The sequence below is a fragment of the Amycolatopsis eburnea genome (assembly GCF_003937945.1).
Taxonomy (GTDB): domain Bacteria; phylum Actinomycetota; class Actinomycetes; order Mycobacteriales; family Pseudonocardiaceae; genus Amycolatopsis; species Amycolatopsis eburnea.
In genome coordinates this window covers 249,976-266,757 of sequence record NZ_RSEC01000062.1, presented here as the reverse complement: position 1 = coordinate 266,757, position 16,782 = coordinate 249,976, and the positions used below count along the sequence as shown (strand labels likewise).

18 protein-coding genes are annotated in these 16,782 nt (G+C 73.9%); 10 read left to right on the top strand and 8 right to left on the bottom strand.

The window, feature by feature from the left end; translation table 11 throughout:
- The first annotated feature begins 51 nt into the window (after positions 1 to 51).
- Both EIY87_RS43390 and EIY87_RS43385 read left to right on the top strand, forming a co-directional pair.
- Positions 52 to 1,605 (top strand): PucR family transcriptional regulator, encoded by a 1,554-nt coding sequence (locus EIY87_RS43390; RefSeq protein ID WP_125315819.1) that lies wholly within the window; start codon positions 52 to 54, stop codon positions 1,603 to 1,605.
- 19 nt (positions 1,606 to 1,624) lie between these two features.
- Positions 1,625 to 2,281 (top strand): maleylpyruvate isomerase N-terminal domain-containing protein, encoded by a 657-nt coding sequence (locus EIY87_RS43385; protein WP_191984489.1) that lies wholly within the window; start codon positions 1,625 to 1,627, stop codon positions 2,279 to 2,281.
- A gap of 30 nt (positions 2,282 to 2,311) precedes the next feature.
- On the opposite strand, the gene EIY87_RS43380 is transcribed toward EIY87_RS43385, so the two are convergent.
- The 4 genes from EIY87_RS43380 to EIY87_RS43365 all read right to left on the bottom strand — a co-directional run bounded on the left by EIY87_RS43380 (position 2,312) and on the right by EIY87_RS43365 (position 5,442).
- Positions 2,312 to 2,530 carry a S1 RNA-binding domain-containing protein gene (locus EIY87_RS43380; RefSeq protein WP_125315818.1) on the bottom strand — a complete coding sequence of 73 codons (219 nt, stop codon included), beginning with the start codon at positions 2,528 to 2,530 and terminating at the stop codon, positions 2,312 to 2,314.
- Positions 2,531 to 2,745: 215 nt separating this feature from the next.
- Positions 2,746 to 3,717, bottom strand: a complete 972-nt coding sequence (locus tag EIY87_RS43375) for an LLM class flavin-dependent oxidoreductase (RefSeq protein WP_191984488.1) — start codon at positions 3,715 to 3,717, stop codon at positions 2,746 to 2,748.
- A gap of 48 nt (positions 3,718 to 3,765) precedes the next feature.
- On the bottom strand, positions 3,766 to 4,158 hold the full coding sequence (locus EIY87_RS43370; RefSeq protein WP_125315816.1) for a DUF6221 family protein: 393 nt from the start codon (positions 4,156 to 4,158) through the stop codon (positions 3,766 to 3,768).
- 267 nt (positions 4,159 to 4,425) lie between these two features.
- A complete protein-coding gene (locus tag EIY87_RS43365) occupies positions 4,426 to 5,442 on the bottom strand; it encodes a DNA polymerase domain-containing protein (protein ID WP_125315815.1) in 1,017 nt (338 codons plus the stop codon).
- Positions 5,443 to 5,668: 226 nt separating this feature from the next.
- Here EIY87_RS43365 and EIY87_RS43360 point away from each other — a divergent pair, with 226 nt between their 5' ends.
- From EIY87_RS43360 to EIY87_RS43325, 8 genes are all read left to right on the top strand, one after another.
- Positions 5,669 to 6,334 carry a TVP38/TMEM64 family protein gene (locus EIY87_RS43360; protein WP_125315814.1) on the top strand — a complete coding sequence of 222 codons (666 nt, stop codon included), beginning with the start codon at positions 5,669 to 5,671 and terminating at the stop codon, positions 6,332 to 6,334.
- A 118-nt stretch (positions 6,335 to 6,452) separates the two neighbouring features.
- Positions 6,453 to 8,105, top strand: coding sequence for a serine/threonine-protein kinase (locus tag EIY87_RS43355; RefSeq protein WP_191984499.1), 1,653 nt, complete (start codon positions 6,453 to 6,455; stop codon positions 8,103 to 8,105).
- A 53-nt stretch (positions 8,106 to 8,158) separates the two neighbouring features.
- Positions 8,159 to 8,464: an aminotransferase class IV gene (locus tag EIY87_RS43350; protein WP_191984487.1), complete on the top strand. Its 306-nt coding sequence runs from the start codon at positions 8,159 to 8,161 to the stop codon at positions 8,462 to 8,464.
- A 19-nt stretch (positions 8,465 to 8,483) separates the two neighbouring features.
- Entirely contained in the window at positions 8,484 to 8,906 is a 423-nt protein-coding gene (gene msrB / locus EIY87_RS43345) for a peptide-methionine (R)-S-oxide reductase MsrB (RefSeq protein WP_125315811.1), read from the top strand.
- A gap of 74 nt (positions 8,907 to 8,980) precedes the next feature.
- Positions 8,981 to 9,892 carry a TIGR04222 domain-containing membrane protein gene (locus tag EIY87_RS43340; RefSeq protein ID WP_125315810.1) on the top strand — a complete coding sequence of 304 codons (912 nt, stop codon included), beginning with the start codon at positions 8,981 to 8,983 and terminating at the stop codon, positions 9,890 to 9,892.
- 66 nt (positions 9,893 to 9,958) lie between these two features.
- Entirely contained in the window at positions 9,959 to 10,873 is a 915-nt protein-coding gene (locus EIY87_RS43335) for a TIGR04222 domain-containing membrane protein (protein ID WP_125315809.1), read from the top strand.
- Positions 10,866 to 11,666, top strand: coding sequence for a DUF692 domain-containing protein (locus tag EIY87_RS43330; protein WP_125315808.1), 801 nt, complete (start codon positions 10,866 to 10,868; stop codon positions 11,664 to 11,666). The genes EIY87_RS43335 and EIY87_RS43330 overlap by 8 nt, the downstream gene beginning before the upstream one ends.
- Positions 11,663 to 12,001: a hypothetical protein gene (locus tag EIY87_RS43325; RefSeq protein WP_125315807.1), complete on the top strand. Its 339-nt coding sequence runs from the start codon at positions 11,663 to 11,665 to the stop codon at positions 11,999 to 12,001. Before EIY87_RS43330 ends, EIY87_RS43325 begins: the two co-directional genes overlap by 4 nt.
- A gap of 204 nt (positions 12,002 to 12,205) precedes the next feature.
- Here the strand turns inward: EIY87_RS43325 and EIY87_RS43320 are convergent, their stop codons facing one another.
- From EIY87_RS43320 to hemE, 4 genes are read right to left on the bottom strand one after another with little or no spacing between them, the layout of a single operon-like run.
- Positions 12,206 to 13,546 carry a CoA transferase gene (locus tag EIY87_RS43320; RefSeq protein WP_125315806.1) on the bottom strand — a complete coding sequence of 447 codons (1,341 nt, stop codon included), beginning with the start codon at positions 13,544 to 13,546 and terminating at the stop codon, positions 12,206 to 12,208.
- Positions 13,546 to 14,238: a hydrogen peroxide-dependent heme synthase gene (gene hemQ / locus EIY87_RS43315; protein WP_125315805.1), complete on the bottom strand. Its 693-nt coding sequence runs from the start codon at positions 14,236 to 14,238 to the stop codon at positions 13,546 to 13,548. The genes EIY87_RS43320 and hemQ overlap by 1 nt, the downstream gene beginning before the upstream one ends.
- Before the next feature lie 56 nt (positions 14,239 to 14,294).
- Positions 14,295 to 15,695 carry a protoporphyrinogen oxidase gene (gene hemG / locus EIY87_RS43310; RefSeq protein ID WP_125315804.1) on the bottom strand — a complete coding sequence of 467 codons (1,401 nt, stop codon included), beginning with the start codon at positions 15,693 to 15,695 and terminating at the stop codon, positions 14,295 to 14,297.
- A complete protein-coding gene (hemE, locus tag EIY87_RS43305; protein WP_125315803.1) occupies positions 15,692 to 16,762 on the bottom strand; it encodes a uroporphyrinogen decarboxylase in 1,071 nt (356 codons plus the stop codon). Before hemE ends, hemG begins: the two co-directional genes overlap by 4 nt.
- Positions 16,763 to 16,782: the final 20 nt, after the last annotated feature.

Genomic DNA, 16,782 nt, shown 5'->3' with positions numbered 1-16,782 from the left:
TCAACCGGCTAAAATCGCCCGTATGATCTTGGCTGATCAGACAACTCGGCGATGACGTCGCTGCGGCACGTGCTGGCGACGCTCGGCGAGCCGCTCGTCGAGGTCGTCGTGGCCCCGCACGGGCTGGGCGTCCCGGTCTCCGACGTCGTCATCCTCGACCCCGAAGACCCCCTCGAAGCCTCACCGGGCGACCTGGTGCTGGTGATCGGCGCGCGGGGGCGGGCGGCGGCGCCGGCGATCCGCGCGGCCGGGCGCGGCGGCGCGGCCGCGGTGGCGGTCAAGGGCGCGACGGGTGCCGACGTGGCCGCGGACGCGGGCGTCGCGCTGCTCACCGTCGGCACCGAAGCGCGGTGGGAGCAGGTCGAGTCGCTGGCGCGCGGGGTCGTCGAGGCGGCCCGCGCGGGCGGCGAGGCGGCCAGCGGCGAAGTGCTCGGCGACCTGTTCGCCCTGGCCCAGACCATCGCGACGCTCACCGGCGGCCTGGTCAGCATCGAGGACACCGCCAACCGCGTCCTGGCCTACTCGCGGGCGGGCGACGAGGTGGACGAGCTGCGGCGGCTGTCGATCCTCGGCCGCGAAGGCCCGGAACGCTACCTCGCGATGCTCCGCGAATGGGGCGTCTACCAGCGGCTGCGCGCCGGCGAAGGGATCGTGCGCATCGACGAGCGCCCCGAGCTGGGCATCCGCCGCCGGATCGCGGCCGGCATCCACGCCGGCAAGCAGCCGCTCGGCACGATCTGGGTCCAGGAGGGCGCCCAGCCGCTCACCGAACGCGCCGAGACCGCCCTGCTCGGCGCGAGCCGGACGCTCGCCCCGCAGCTCATCCGCGCCCGCACCCTGCCCAGCCCCGAGCTGCGGCTGCGCGAGGACCTGCTGGCCAGCCTGCTGGAGGGGCGGCTGGACGCGGAGTCCGTCGCGGACGACATCGGCGCCGATCCCGCGCGCCCGGCACAGGTGCTCGCGTTCTCGCTGGAGCGCTCGGACAACCGGCAGCTGCGGCGCGCGGAGCTGGTGCACCTGATCGCCGTGCACACGGCGGCCTACCGGCGCAGCGCGCTGGTGAGCGTGATCGGCGGCCGCGTCTACGCGCTGCTGCCGGACCTGCCCGAGCACTCAGACGCGGCGGTGCTGGCGCTGGCGCGCGAGATCGCCGCGACCGCCCGGCGGCACCTGGACGTCCCGGTGCGGGTGGCGCTCGGCGGCGTCGTGCCGCGCCTGTCCGATGCGGCCGCGTCCCGGGGCGACGCCGACCGCGTCCTGGCCGCCATGGCCCGCGGGCAGTGGGCGGCCGACGTCGCCTCGCTGGCCGACGTCCGCGCCGAGGTGCTGCTGTCGGAAGTGCTGGCCTACCTGGCCGGGCAGCCGCGCATCCGCGACCCGCGCCTGGTTTCGCTCGTGGACCACGACGCCGAACACGGCGGCATCCTCGTCCCCGCGGTCCTGGCCTGGCTGGACGCGTTCGGCGACGTCCGGGCCGCGGCGCGGGTGCTGAACATCCACCCGAACACCGTGCGCTACCGCGTCCGCCGCGCGACCGAGGTGTCCGGGGTGGACTTCGACGACCCCGCGCAGCGCATCCTTACTCAGCTGCAGCTGAGGCTCTGACCCTGCTAGCTTCGCCGCCGTGGATCTCTTTTCGCGCACGTGGGCGGCGTTGCGCGCCGCGGTCGCCGAACTGCCCGACGCCGATTTCGCCGAGCCGTCGGGCTGCCGGGGGTGGCTGATCCGGGACCTGGTGTGCCACCTGGTGATCGACGCGCAGGACGTACTGATCACGCTGGTCACGCCGTCCTCGGCCGCGGTCACGCACGACGCGGTGTCGTACTGGGCGCTGTCCGCCGAGCCACCGACCGGCGAAGACCCGCTGGACGCGCTGATCGTCCGCCTGGCGGCGGCGTACGAGGACCCGGCGCTGCTCAAGTTCCACCTCGACGACGTGGGCGCGGCGGCCGGCCGCGCGGCGGACCTGGCCGACCCGGCGATGCGGGTCGCGACGCAGGATATGGTCCTGACCGCGGGCGACTACCTCTCGGCGTACGTGCTGGAGTGGACGCTGCACCACCTGGACCTGGTGGCCCACCTGCCGGCGGCCCCGCCGCCACCCCCGGAGGGCCTGTCCCGCACGCGCGAGATGCTGGAGAAGATCGCCGGGACGGCGTTCCCGGCGTCGTTCTCGGACACCGACGTGCTGCTGGTGGCGACGGGCCGCCGGTCCCCCACGGACGCCGAGCGCGACGCACTGGGCGAGCTGGCCGCGCGGCTGCCGTTCGTGCTCGGGTGAGGCAGGGCGCCCTGCCTCACCCGGCTCGGATCACGCCCGCACCAGGCTGAACCGGCGCCGCTCCACGTCGATGGCTTCGATGCGGACCGTCACCCGGCTGCCCTGCAGCGGGACGCGGTCGGTCACGAGCAGACCGTGCACACCGGGAGCCACTTCGACGAACGCGCCGAAGGGCAGCACCCGGGCCACGACGCCGTCGAGGACGCCGCCCTCGCTGTGGGCCGCGACGAACTCTTGCCACTGGGACATGCGATTCACCTCCTTCCCGCGCACGTTCCGATGACGGAAGACGTGCGGGAGGCGGCGGGCCACGGGCCCGCCCGGAGGTCACGGCACAGCCGGGTACCCCGTCTGCTCACGGCTCGAGGCCGACCCGGCAGTCACGCCGGAAATGGTATCGCCGGGCCGCGGAAATGCGCCAGCGGTAATTCTCCGACGCGATATCAAGCTATGGGGAAATCGGCTCACACAACGGCGTGGAGATCGGCGAGCCGGGCGAGGGAATCGAGCCGCGCGGATTGGTCGTAGGCGGCCGTCGTCACCAAAACCTCGTCGGCGCCCGCGGCCGCGACCAGTGTCCCGAGGCGGTCCGCGACTTCGCCCCGGGTGCCGGAGATCTGGCCGTCGAGGGTCTCTTCGAGCCGCCTGCGCTCGCGGTCGGTCATGGGCAGCGCCAGGACTTCCGACGGCGGCGACAGCGGCGGGAAGACGCCGTGGGAGCGCGAATACACCGTCGCCCAGGCTTCCGAGACGAGCAGCCGCCGCGCCTCGGCCGCCGTGTCCGCCACGGCGATCGCCGTCGAGACGACGACGTACGGCTCCAGCGCCCACGCGCCCGGCCGGAACCCGTCGCGGTAGCGCGCCACGGCTTCGGCCATGACCCGCTCCCCGCGCACCGGCGCGATCACCAGCGGCAGCCCGAGTTCCGCGGCGAGGCCGGCGCCGGAACCGGTGGCCAGCAGGAACGGCGGCACGCGCAGCCCCTCGGCCGGGTAGGCGTGGACGCCGGGATAGGCGTGCTCGCCGGTGAAGAAGCCGAGCAGCTCGCGCACCTGCGCGGCGAACCCGTCGGCGGCTTCCTTGCCCTGGCCCAGTGCTTCGCGGACGCCGGCGGTGAAGCCGACCGACCGGCCGAGCCCCATGTCGATCCGCCCCGGGTACAGCGCTTCCAGCACCCCGAACTGCTCGGCCACGACCAGCGGCCGGTGGTTCGGCAGCATCACCCCGCCGGTCCCGACCCGGATCCGCCCGGTGGCCCCGGCCACGGCGGCGGCGAGCACGGTCGGCGCGGACCCGGCCACGCCGGGCACGCCGTGGTGCTCGGACACCCAGAACCGGTGGTACCCCAGCCGTTCGACGTCGACCGCGAAGGCGACGGTGTCCCGCAGCGCCCGCGCGGGCCCGCCGTCACGCCGCACGGGCGAGCGATCGAGCACCGAGAACTTCACACGGGGTGCAACGCGCGGCCGTGAACGGGATTCCCGTCAGGGCCGCCAGCGCTCGCTGTAGTCCGGGTGGTCGGCGTAGGGCAGGGCCAGCAGGCGCAGCGTGAGGCACCAGTTGGAGCCCGCCTCGTCGGCGGGCACGTGGCAGGTCTCACACCAGTATTCGCTGCCGTAGAGCGGAAACCCGGGGACCTTCTCCGAGACTGTGGTGCGGTGCGCGAGCAGGATCCGCCGCGTCGCTTCGATCTCGTTGATCATCTGGTTGACCGCGTCCAGGTCGAGATCGCTCAGCCCGCGGATCCGCTGCTCCACGGCGACCTTGGTCTCCCCGCGGTTCATCGCGTCGCCGGCCTTCGCCTTGTTGACGGCCTGCATGATCAACGCCTGCCGTGCGCCCACGCGCGCGGCGAGGAATGCGATCAGGTCGTCCACGAGGGCCTCCTTCCGTGAACCCGCTGCCCGGCCCTGCCCGGGGAGTCATCGATTCGGGACCGCACGTTACGCCAGCGAAGCCGGTGATCGTGATCCCGAAGAAGGCCGTGCGCCATTTGTGACCCGAAAGGCGACAGCGGGCGCCCGCGTGATCACTCCGCGTTCCCGGGAGAATTTCCGGCGGGCCGGTTAAAGCTTTGACGAGTGGTGCTCGACACCGGTGTGCCGCTCGTTACAGCGGGGGTATTCCCGAAGCGCCCGGAGCACCTACTCCGGGCGGGCCTTGCTCGGCTGCACCCGCTTCGGCTCCCCCGGCATCTTCGGGTAGTCCGGCGGGTACGGCATGTCCCCCAGCCCCTCGTCCCGCAGGTCCCGCTCGTACCACTCCAGCGCCGTCTCCAGCCCGAACGCCTCGGCGCCCATCCCGGCGTGGAGATCGCCGTGCTCGCTCAAGAACGCCGGGATCGTCAGGACGTCGAAGTCGTCCGCGTCGACCTCGTCCAGCAGGTCCCACGTGAGCGGGGTCGAGACCGTCGCGCGCGGGGTGCCGCGGACCGACCAGGACGACGCCACCGTGCGGTCGCGCGCGGCCTGGTTGTAGTCGAGGAAGACGCGGCCACCGCGTTCCTCCTTCCACCACGCGATCGTCGCCTTCTCCGGGATGCGGCGCGCGACCTCGCGGCCGAGCGCGATCACCGCGTGGCGGACCTCGACGAAGTCCCACTCCGGCCGGATCCGGACCAGGACGTGCACGCCGCGTCCGCCGGACGTCTTCGGGTAGCCGGTGAGGCCCGCGTCCGCCAGCACCTCGCGCACCACCCGCGCGACCTCGACCGCGTCCGCGAAGCCGGCGCGGTCCGGCGGGTCGACGTCGATGCGGAGCTCGTCCGGGTGGTCGGCGTCGGCGCGGCGGACCGGCCACGGGTGGAAGTCGAACGTCCCCAGGTTGGCCGCCCAGGCGAACACCGCGGGCTCGGTCGGGCACACCTCGGAGGCCTTGCGGCCCGAGGGGAAGGTGATCTCGGCCGTCTCGACCCACGGCGGCGCACCCTTCGGCACCCGCTTGGCGTAGAACCACTCGCCCTCGACGCCGTCGACGTAGCGCTTCAGCGTGGTCGGCCGCTCGCCGATCGCGCGCAGCAGCGGGCCGCCCACGGTGATGTAGTGCTCGACGACCTGGCGCTTCGTGATGCCGCGCTGGGGGAAGTACACCTTGTCCGGGCTCGAGACGCGGACCGTCCGCCCGCCCACCTCGTACTCGACCGGATCTCCGTGCTTCGGCATGCGGCCACGCTAGCGGGGATCGCGCGCCCCGGCCCCTTCCGAACCACCGGCCGCGTGGTCTGCCCGGCGTCGCGGGGATGTCGTGAAAGGGTCGTTCATGTCGTCTGGCGAGATGAACGACCCTTTCACGACATCGCGGAGGGGCGGATCGGCCGTGCTGCCCGACTTTGCCGGGGGCCCCAGGTCGCCGCTTTCACGTGAAAGCGGCGCCGGTAGGCTCGAACGGGTGTCCGGCCGCACCAAGCTGATCTGCGCGCTCGCCGTGCTCGCCGTCTTCGCGGCGGCCGCGGTGCTGCTGCCGATCCCCGGGCCGGCCGAGCTGCGGGCCTGGGCCGCCACCACCGGGGCCGCCACGCCGCTCGTGCTGCTCGTCGCCTACTCGCTGCTCACCGTCGCGCCGATCCCGCGGACGGTGTTCAACCTCGCCGCCGGGCTGCTCCTGGGCACCGCGGCCGGGATCGCGATCGGGCTGGTCGCCACCACCATCGCGGCCGCGCTGTCCTTCGGGCTGGCCCGGCTGCTCGGCCGCGACCTCGTCACCCGCCACCTGCACCGCTCGGCCGTCCGGACGGTGAACGACCGGCTCTCCGACGGCGGGGTCCTGGCCATCACCTCGCTCCGGCTGATCCCGGTCGTCCCGTTCGCGCCGTTCAGCTACCTCTGCGGCGTGTCGTCCGTGCGGCCGGTCCCCTACCTGGCCGGTACGCTGCTGGGGAGCGTGCCCGGCACCGTCGCCGTGGTCGTCCTCGGCGACGCCCTGACCGGCGGTACGCCGCCGGCGCTGCTCGTCTGTTACGGCGTGTTCGCGCTGGCCGGGGCGATCGGCCTGGTCCGGGTGTTCCGGAAACGAGCGCCGGTGCCCGCACCGGAGCCCGCCGGACCGGCTGGCTGACGCGAAGAGCACCGGGCCGACCGCTACACTCGATCGGGTGCGCGAAGCGGAAACGCGCTGAGCAGGGTCACCACCACCGGGAATTTCGTCAGGAGCAGCCGCCATCGACACCGGTCAGCTGATCGCGGGGCACTACCGCCTCGTCGAGCACATTGGTAGCGGTGCCATGGGAGTCGTGTGGCGCGCCACCGACGTGCGCCTCGAGCGCACCGTCGCGATCAAGCAGATCCTGCCCCAGCCGGGCGTCTCCGAGACCGAGCGCGACAACATGCGCCAGCGCGCGATGCGCGAGGCGAAGAACGCGGCCCGGTTCCAGCACCCGAACGCCATCGTGGTGTTCGACATCGCCGAGCACAACGGCGACCCGTGCCTGGTGATGGAGTACCTGAACGGGCCCAGCCTCTCCACGATCCTCGCCGAGGAGGGCACGCTCCCGCTCGGCCGGATCGCCCGCATCGGCGAGCAGGTCGCGTCCGCGCTGGTGGCCGCGCACCGCGCCGGCATCGTCCACCGCGACGTCAAGCCGGGCAACATCCTGATCGACGAGACCGGCACCGCGAAGATCACCGACTTCGGCATCTCGCGCGCGGCCGGCGACATGACGCTGACCGCGACCGGCCTGATCGGCGGCACCCCCGCCTACCTGGCGCCCGAGCTGGCGCGCGGCGCCGACCCGGTGCCCAGCTCCGACGTCTTCGCCCTCGGCGCGACCCTCTACCAGGCGATCGAGGGCACCACGCCGTACGGCAACACCACCAACCAGCTCGCGCTGCTCTACGCGGCCGCGAACGGCCAGATCAACCCGCCGGTGCAGGCGGGCGCGGCCACCGCGCTGCTGATGAGCCTGCTGCGCAGCGAGCCGGGCGAGCGGCCGAGCATGGCCGAGGCCCGCGAGCGGCTGGCCGCGCTGGCCCGCACCGAGGGCGGCACGTCGGCGTCGCCGCCGCTGCTGTCGGGCGGCGCGGGACGCAAGCCCGCCGGGCCCGCCGAGGGTGGCGAGCGCCCGCCGTGGCAGCGCACCGACCAGAAGGCGCCCGCGTCGCCGCCGGTCGGCACGCCGGTGCCCGCGAACAAGGCGGCGTCGAACCCGCCGCGCCCGACCGCGGCGTTCATGCCGATGCGCTCGCCCGCCGCACCGCCGAACACCCCGCCCAGACCGATGCCCGCGGCCGCGCCGACGGCCAGGGCACCGCAGTACTCTTCGAACCCGCCGAAACCGGACAACAAGCGCAAGTACGCGATCTTCGCCGGCGCGGGCGCCGCGGTCGTCGTGCTCGCGGTCGTCCTGTTCCTGGTGCTGAACTCCGGCAACGGCGGCTCGGGCGGCGACCAGACCGCCCAGTCGCCGGGCACCCAGCCGACGACGGGCCACACCACGCCGAAGAGCGGCGAGAGCAGCGCGACGAACGCGCCCGCCGGGCTCGGCAAGACGGTCCCGGAAAGCAAGATCACCGACTTCGGCGCCGCCGGCCGCGCGCTCACGGCGTTCTACGACAACCCCGCCGGCGGCTGGTCGAAGCTGACCCCGGCCGCCCAGCAGGTGTACGGCAGCGAGCAGGCCTTCGCCGACTACTGGGCCAACAACAAGGTCAACGACTACGCGAGCGCCCGCGCGGACAGCGGCGGCTCGAACTCCGACGGTTCGATCACGATGAACCTGACGGTCAACGGCACGCGCAACGGCTACCGGATCGTCATGAGCGGTGGCCAGATGCTCATCGACGCCGACACCCGGCTCGGCCCGCAGGGCGCGGCCGGCTCCGGCTACTGAGACTTAACGCGCCGCTGGTGGGCTGACGGGCGCCGATGGCCTACCGTGGGGGTATGGCCGAGAACGGAGCTTCGCTGCCGGGCCAGCATCCTCGCTTCCACGAGGACCTGGTCGGCCTGGACCCGTACGACCCGGAGGCGCGCGCGTTCGCCGAGCACCTCGACCGGATGGAACGCTCCGGTCCCAACTTCACCATCGAGGCGGCGCTGGACGGCGTCGCCGACTTCGCGGACTCCAGCAACCGCCTCGGCGGGCTGCGGTACTGGGTGTCGGCCCTGATCGTGGTGCTCATCGTGCTCGGCGTGATCGTGACCGCATGGGACATCGTGGTGCACGCCCTCGCCTGGCTCGCGGCGTAACGTGGATCGGGTGAAAGGTATGAAACCCGTTGTCGGCGCGACCCCGCGCGTCGTGAAGTCCGAGCAGGAATGGCGGCAGCAGCTCAGCCCCGACGAGTACGCCGTGCTCCGCCAGGCGGGCACCGAACGGCCGTTCACCGGCGAGTACACCGACACGAAGACGACCGGCGTCTACGAGTGCCGCGCGTGCGGTGCGGAGCTGTTCCGCAGCGACACGAAGTTCGAGAGCCACTGCGGCTGGCCGTCCTTCTTCGACCCGGCCGACTCCGACGCCGTGCTGCTGCGCGAAGACCGCGCGATGGGCATGAAGCGGATCGAGGTGCTCTGCGCCTCCTGCCACAGCCACCTCGGGCACGTCTTCGAGGGCGAGGGCTACCCGACGCCGACCGACCAGCGCTACTGCATCAACTCGATCTCGCTGAAACTGGTCTCCGAGTCCTAAATCCTCCTTAAGCGAGCAACCCGCCGCCCTTCCTCGAACGTAGTCTCCGCACACGGACGAGGGAGGGCGGACTCATGACCGACACCTGGGGCATTCCCGGACCGGTGTTCGCGGGCCTGTACCTGGCGCTGCTGCTCCTCACGGCGCTGGTGGCCGTCGTGCGCCTGGCGCTGCTGGCGCGCGGGCACGCCGGCGGAGCGCCGAAGCGGGCCGAAGAACTCGCGCTGCTGACCGGCGGGCGGCTGCGCGCCGGCGAAGTCGTCGTCGCGCGCCTGCTGGACCAGCAGGTCGTCCGGCTCGACGGCAGCGGCCGGGTCTCGCGGGTCAAGGGCTCGGCGATCGACGCGCTGGGCCGCGCGGCGCTGCAGAAGGTCGGCAAGCACGGCTCGTCGGTCGACCGGGTGCGCGCGGCCGTCGCCGAGCACCCGGAGCTGCGGGAGCTGGAAACCGCGCTGGCCGGCCGGGGCCTGCTCGCCGACCCGCGCAAGGCCCGCACGACCCGGGTGGCCGCCGCGGTGGCGTTGTGGCTGCTGGTGGTCCTCGGCGTGGTCCGGCTGATCGCCGGGGCGAGCACCGGGCACCCGGTCGGCTACCTGCTCGGCCTGCTCGTGCTCGGCCTCGTGCTGGCGATCTTCGCGACGGTCAAGACCCGCAACGAGCCGCAGGTCAAAGCCACTTCCGCCGGCCGGAAGGCCGCGGCGGACGCGCGCCGCGCCGGCACGCTCACCGCGGGCCCGGCCGGGGCGGTCGCGGCGGGCGGGTTCGCCGGGCACCCCGACAAGGACATCCGGCTGGCGGTCAGCCGGGCCACGCAGAAGTCGCCGGCGCGCCCCTACCGCGCTTCGCGCACCCGCTGGGCGAGCGCCGGGGGCGGCGCGGCCGTCGGCTACTACGGCGGCAGCTCCTGCGGCGGCGGGGGTGGCAGCTCCTGCGGCGGCGGGGGCGGGGGTTGCGGTGGCGGCGGTGGCGGGGGCTGCGGCGGTTGAAACGCCGACGCGAGCGCGTGCGTCTCACAGCTACGGTAATCGCGACACACTGAGGGGAGACGGGCGATGGACGACCCGTGGGGCATTTCCGGACCGGATTTCGTGGTCCTCTACATCGCGCTGCTCGGCGCGGTCCTGCTGATCAGGCTCATCGTGTCCGGCGTCGTGGGCAGCCGCGCGCTGCGCGCGGACTCCGGGCGGCCCGTCCCGCCGCCGACGGTCTACCAGCTCGCGTTCCTCGCCGGCGGCCCCGACCGGGCCGTCGACGCGGCGATCGCGGCGCTGGTGGACCGCGGGCAGCTGCGCGTCAACAGCGCCAAGCAGGTCAGCCAGGCGGGCGCCCGGCCGTCGGAGCCGCTGGAGCAGGCGGTCTACGACATGGCCCAGCAGAGCACGACGACGACCCTGCGGGCGTACGGCCGCCAGTCGGCGGCGATGCGGGCCTTGGAGGAGGGCCTCGACCAGCACGGCCTGCTGGCCTCGGCCGCGGCGAAGCGGCAGGCGCGGACGATCGGGCTGGTCCTGCAGCTCGCCGTGCTCGCGTTCGGCCTGGTGCGGCTGGTCAACGGCATCGCGCTCGGCCGCCCGGTCGGCATCCTGGTGTTCCTGGTCCTGGTCGCGGCGGTGCTGGCGATCGTGGCCGCGGTCCGCCGGTCCAAGACGGGCCCCCGGCAGCCGTCGGCGGCGGGGAACCGGGTGCTGGGCCAGGCGCGCTCGGCGGCGTCCGGGCCGGTGCCGGCCGGCATGCTCGCGGGCGGCGTGCTGCTCGGCGGCGCCGCGGCGGCGGTGGCGCTGGGCGGCTGGGCGATGTACCCGGACGAAGAGCTCGGCGCTGCGCTGACCCCGCCGGTGACGTCGTTCGGCGGCGGTGGTTCGTCGGGCGGGTCGTCGTGCAGCAGCGGCTCGTCCTGCTCGAGTTCGTCGTGCAGCAGCGGGTCTTCGTGCGGTTCGTCGTGCGGCGGAGGGGGTTGCGGTGGGTGAGCTCGGCATCGGGATCGGCTGGCGGCACGAACTGGACCTGTCCATCGCGCGGCTCCCGGGCGTCGACTGGGTGGAGGTGGTCGCGGAGAACCTGCACGCCGACCACCTCCCGGAGACGCTGGTGGCGTTGCGGCGCAAGGGGATGCCGGTGCTGCCGCACGCCGTCTCGCTGTCGCTGGGCGGGGCCGAGCCGCTCGACACCGGCCGCGTCCAGCACCTGGCGGAGATCGCCCGGGCCGTGGACGCGCCACTGGTCAGCGACCACGTGTGCTTCGTGCGCGCGGGCGGGCTCGACTCGGGGCACCTGATGCCGCTCCCCCGCACGCGCGAGGCGCTCGACGTGCTGGTGGCGAACGTCCGGCTGGCCCAGTCCATCGTGGACGTGCCGTTCGCGCTGGAGAACATCGCCGCGGTGCTGGAGTGGCCGGACGCGGAGCTGACCGAGGAGCAGTTCCTCACCGAGCTGACCGAGCGGACGGACTGCCGGCTGATCATCGACGTCGCGAACCTGTACGCCAACGCCCGCAACATCGGCACCGACCCGGCGGCGTTCCTCGACGGCATCCCGTGGGAGCGCCTGGCGTACGTCCACATGGCAGGCGGTATCGAGCGCGACGGCGTCTACCACGACACGCACGCGCACCCCGTGCTGCCGGAAGTGCTGGCGCTGCTGACGGAACTGCGGCGCCGGACGGACCCGCCCGGGGTGCTGCTGGAGCGCGACGACGACTACCCGAGCGACGCCGAGCTGGCCTCGGAACTGGCGGCGTTGCGCGCGGCGGTGACGGTGTGAGCCGCGAGGAACTGGCGGCGCGGCAGGCGGAGCTGCTGCACGCGCTGCTGGCTTCGGGCCCGGCGCCTTCGGGCTTCGATCCGGCGCGGTTGCGGGTGGAGGCTTCGGTGCTGCGGCGGAAGCACGGGCGGGTGCTGGCTTATCAGCGGCCTGAGGTGGCTGAGGCGCTGGGTGAGCGGTACGGGCCGTTGTTCGCGGAATTCAGCGCGGAGCGGCCGAAGCTCGCGGCGGAGCGGTCGGGGGCGTACGCGGACGAGTTCGTGGCGTGGCTGATCGCGGGTGGGCACTTGCCGAAGCCCCGGCGGGGGTTGCGGGAGCGGTTGCGGCGGCGCTGAATGAGTCATTCAGGACCTCCTCCCGGCAAAGTCGCGCCGGCGAGCCGGTGACCGGCCGCGGAGTCGGCTGGCCGCGTGGTCTGCCCGGCGTCGCGGGGATGTCATGAAAGGGTCGTTCATGTCGTCTGGCGAGATGAACGACCCTTTCATGACATCGCGGAGGGGCGGATCGGCCGCGCTGCCTGACTTTGCCGGGGCCCTGCGTCAGGGGGTCCAGGTCGGTTTGTCGACTCCCGGCAGCCGCGTCCCGAAGTCCCAGTGGGGCTCCGCTCCCGGCAGCCCGCCCGCCATCCGGACCCGCGTCAACCGGCCGTAGCCGCTGTCCGCGTCCTCCATCAGGTCGCTGTAGTCGACCTCGGCGCCCGCGGGATCCTTGCGCCCCAGCGAATCCAGCCACCGGCCGGTGCCCGCCAGCGACAGCCGCGCGCGCCAGGTGCCGCCGTCCACGAGCTGGCGGTGGATCGCCGTCATGATCGCCGCCGCCGCGAGCCAGCCCGTCGCGTGGTCCAGGGCCTGGACCGGCAGCGGCGACGGCTCGTCCGCACCGAACGCCATCCCGTTCGACATCTGGACCAGGCTGTCGAACCCGCGCCGGCGCGCCCACGGGCCTTCCCAGCCGTACGCGCTCAGGTCCGCGATCACCAGGCCCGGCCGCAGCTCGGCCAGCTCCGCGGGGCCGAACCCGATCTTCTCCAGCGCGCCCGGCCGGAAGGACTGGACCAGCACGTCCGCCCGGCTGATCAGCTTCTTCAGCCGCGCGCGCCCGCCCTCGGTGTCCAGGGCGACGAACGTCGAACGCTTGCCCTGCCCGGTATCCCGCACCAGCGCCTCGACGCGCGGCAGGTGCGCGGCCCCGACGTGCAGGACGTCGGCGCCGTGCGCGGCCAGGACCCGCCCGGCGACCGGCCCGGCCAGCACGTGGGTCAGCTCCAGCACCCGGACGCCGCCCATCGGCCGGTCCGAGTAGAAGAACGTCCGCTTCGGCGCCGCACCCACCGGCTCCAGCGAAACCAGCGGCAGCGAAGCCACCGCGGTCCCCTGCGGGTGCGCCGCCCAGTCCTCCGGCGACCGCAGCTCGGCGGCCGCTCCCCCGGCGGACACCACCGCGTGCTCGATCTCGCGCGCGGGCCGTCCCGCGACCGCCTTCGCGACCGCGCCCCGGGTGCCGGGTACGCCCAGCCCCCAGCACACCGCCGCTTCGTGGCGCGGGTAGTTGCAGTGCAGGCGGACCCAGCCGTCGGCCGTGCGGTAGTTGCCCGACAGCGGCGCCCAGACCGACTCCGCGCCTGTGCCGTCGACGCGCAGCAGCTGCTCGCTGTGGAACGCCGCCGCCGCGTGCCGCGTGTCCGCGGTGACGACGCCGGGCTCGATCCCGCGCTGCTTCAGCAGTTCGCCTGCCGCCAGCGTCGCCGCCGCGATCGACGCCGTCGCGGCGGCCGCCACCCGGTACGGGCCCGGCAGCACGTCTTCGGTGCCAGTCAGCTCGAAGGGGCCCGGCGCCGAACCGGTGAGCGCCCGCCAGGCGCCCTCGACTGCCTCGCGCACTACGGGAGGGCCGCGACGAGCTCGGCGGGCGGCACGCGCGTGCCGGTGTAGAACGGGATTTCCTCCCGCACGTGCCGCCGCGCCTCGGTGCCGCGCAGGTGGCGCATCAGGTCGACGATCCGGTGCAGCTCGTCGGCCTCGAAAGCGAGGATCCACTCGTAGTCGCCCAGCGCGAACGACGCCACGGTGTTCGCGCGCACGTCCGGGTAGTCGCGGGCTTCCTTGCCGTGGTCGGCCAGCATCTTGCGGCGCTCGGCGTCGGGCAGCAGGTACCACTCGTAGGACCGCACGAACGGGTACACGCAGATGTACTTGCGCGCCTCTTCCCCCGCGAGGAAGGCGGGGATGTGGCTCTTGTTGAACTCCGCGGGCCGGTGCAGCGCGGTCTGGCTCCAGACCGGCGTCGACGCGCGCCCGAGCGGGGTCCGCCGGAAGCCGGAGTAGGCGGCCTGCACCTGCTCGATCTCCTCGGCGTGCCACCAGATCATGTAGTCGGCGTCGGCACGCAGCGCGGACACGTCGTAGACGCCCCGGACGACGACGCCCTTGGCCTCCAGGCCGTCGAGGTACTCGGTCGTCTCGCGGCCGGCGGTCCCGCGGTCCTCGCCCAGCCTGCCGGGCTCGATCCGGAAGACCGACCAGGTCGTGTACCGGATGGTGTCGTTGAGCTCGTTGTAGTTGACCCGCGCCATACGTCCATCCTGTCACCGCGGCGGCCCGGTCGCCGCCACGGGTCAGGTGAGAGCACTCACTCGGCGAGGTGCGCCGCGATCCGCTGCGCGGCCGCCTCCGCGGTGGCCACGCAGGCCGGCAGCCCGACCCCGTGCAGCGTCGCGCCGGCGACCGCCAGCCCCGGGACCGCCGCGATCGCCTTCTCGATCCGCTCGACCCGTTCGAGGTGCCCGGCGCCGTACTGCGGCAGCCCGCCGCCCCACCGCGTCACGAGCGTCTCGATCGGCGCGGCCGTCACGCCGGTCAGGCGCGCGAGGTCGTCGCGCACCACGCGGACCAGCTCGACGTCGTCGGCCTTCAGCGCGCCCAGCTCGCCGAAGCGCCCGACCGAGCCGCGGACGAGCACCGGGCCGGTGCCGAAGTGGCTCCACTTGCGCGAAGAGAACGTGAACGCCTTCGACGCGTACGGCTTGCCTGCGGCGTCACGCTCGCCGTGGCCGATCAGGATCCCCGACGCGTCCGGCAACGGCGTGCCGGGCGGCAGCGCCAGCGCGACCACGGCCATCGACGCCAGTTCGACCTCGCCGAACGCCGCCGAAGCCGCGGGCACCAGGTCGGCCAGCAGCCGGCGGGCCGAGGGCGCGGGGACGGCGAGGACGACCGCGTCGGCCTCGACCGTGTTGTCGGCGGGCGCGTGCGCGGTCGGCGCGGCGCCGATGCGCAGCCGCCAGCCGGTGCCGTGCCGTTCGAGGTCGCAGACCGGCAGCCCGGCCCGCAGCTCGGCACCGGAAGCCTCGGTGAGCCGGTCGATCACCGTGCCGAGCCCGCCCGGGACGGTGCCGAACACGGGCGCGGTCGAGGGGTTCGCGGGCAGCTGGGCGGCCGCCGCGGCGGTCAGCGAACCCGCGCCCGCGGCCAGCGCCGAGGCGAGGCCCGGCATGGTCGCGCGCAGGCCGAGACCGTCCGCGCCCCCCGCGTAGACGCCGCCGAGCAGGGGGTCGACGAGCCGGTCGACCAGTTCGTCGCCGAAGCGCTCGCGCAGCAGCGGCCCGAGCGGCAGGTCACCGCTCGGCAGCCGCAGCTCGGGCAGCGTGGCTTCGGCTTCGACGGCTCGCCGTCCCGCTTCGGAAAGCACGCCGGCCACGGACTCCGCCGACGCCGGGACGCCCATCAGCGTGCCGGGCGGCATGCCGGTCACGCTGCCGCCGGCGTGGATCTTCGCGCGGGCCTTCGTCGGGTGGACGACGTCGAGGCCCAGCTCGCGGACCAGCGCGAGCATCTCGGGACGGCGGACGAGGAAGGCCTCGGCGCCGACGTCGTAGGGGACGCCGGCCAGCTCGGCCGTGCGCAGCTTCCCGCCCGGCGTCTTCGTCTTCTCGAACACGACGATCTCGGCGTCCGGGCCGAGCAGCCGCCGCAGCCGGTACGCCGCGGTCAGCCCGGAAACGCCCCCGCCGACGACCGCGACGCGCTTCACAGCTCGTGCACCAGCCCGACCACGCGCGTCAGCACGTCCGGGTCGACGCCCGGCAGCACGCCGTGGCCCAGGTTGAAGATGTGACCGTCGGCCGCCTTGCCCTCTTCGACGATCCGGCGGACCTCGGCTTCGAGGACCGGCCAGGACGCGTGCAGCAGCGCCGGGTCGAGGTTGCCCTGCACGACCGCTTTGCCGCCGAGGCGCCGCACGGCTTCGTCGAGCGGGATGCGCCAGTCGACGCCGACGACGTCCGCGCCCGCGTCGCGCATCGCGGCGAGCAGCTCGCCGGTGCCGACGCCGAAGTGGATGCGCGGCACGCCGTACTCCGCGACGCCCGCGAGGACCCGCGCCGAGTGCGGCAGGACGAACTCGCGGTAGTCCCGTTCGGACAGCGCGCCGGCCCAGGAGTCGAACAGCTGGACCGCGTCGACGCCCGCGTCGAGCTGCGCGCGCAGGAACGTCAGCGCGACGTCGGCCAGGCGCCCGGCCAGCTCGTGCCACAGCGCCGGCTCGCTGTGCATCAGCGCCTTGGTGTGCTCGTGGTTGCGGCTCGGGCCGCCCTCGATGAGGTAGCTGGCGAGCGTGAACGGCGCGCCGGCGAAGCCGATGAGCGGGGTGCCGCCGAGCCGCTCGACGAGCAGCCGGACGCCGTCGGCGACCTTCGCGACGTGCTCGGGCTCGAGCACCGGCAGCGCTTTCACGGCGGCGAGGTCGCGCACCGGCGAAGCGGCGACCGGGCCGGTGCCGGGCACGATGTCGATGTCGACCCCGGCGGCCTTCAGCGGCACCACGATGTCGCTGAAGAGGATCGCCGCGTCGACGCCGTGGCGGCGGACCGGCTGCAGCGTGATCTCGGCGAGCATTTCGGGGTCGAAGCAGGCGTCGAGCATCGGCACGCCCTCGCGCAGCGCGCGGTATTCGGGCAGCGAGCGGCCGGCCTGGCGCATGAACCAGACGGGCGTGCGCTCCGGGCGTTCGCCGCGCGCGGCGGCCAGGAACGGGGCTTCGGGCAGCTCGCGGCGGCCGGACGGGGCGGCTCGCTGCGGCAGGGGCGTGGTCGGTGACATCGCCGTCAATCGTGCCACGC

Excerpts from the sequence above, each read along its gene's own strand:
- msrB (WP_125315811.1), top strand. The coding sequence starts at position 8,484 with ATGAAACCCGTTGTCGGCGCGACCCCGCGCGTCGTGAAGTCCGAGCAG.
- EIY87_RS43335 (WP_125315809.1), top strand. The coding sequence starts at position 9,959 with ATGGACGACCCGTGGGGCATTTCCGGACCGGATTTCGTGGTCCTCTAC.
- hemQ (WP_125315805.1), bottom strand. The coding sequence starts at position 14,238 with ATGGCGCGGGTCAACTACAACGAGCTCAACGACACCATCCGGTACACG.
- hemE (WP_125315803.1), bottom strand. The coding sequence starts at position 16,762 with ATGTCACCGACCACGCCCCTGCCGCAGCGAGCCGCCCCGTCCGGCCGC.
- EIY87_RS43380 (WP_125315818.1), bottom strand. The coding sequence starts at position 2,530 with ATGTCCCAGTGGCAAGAGTTCGTCGCGGCCCACAGCGAGGGCGGCGTC.
- EIY87_RS43350 (WP_191984487.1), top strand. The coding sequence starts at position 8,159 with ATGGCCGAGAACGGAGCTTCGCTGCCGGGCCAGCATCCTCGCTTCCAC.
- EIY87_RS43390 (WP_125315819.1), top strand. The coding sequence starts at position 52 with ATGACGTCGCTGCGGCACGTGCTGGCGACGCTCGGCGAGCCGCTCGTC.
- EIY87_RS43365 (WP_125315815.1), bottom strand. The coding sequence starts at position 5,442 with ATGCCGAAGCACGGAGATCCGGTCGAGTACGAGGTGGGCGGGCGGACG.
- EIY87_RS43340 (WP_125315810.1), top strand. The coding sequence starts at position 8,981 with ATGACCGACACCTGGGGCATTCCCGGACCGGTGTTCGCGGGCCTGTAC.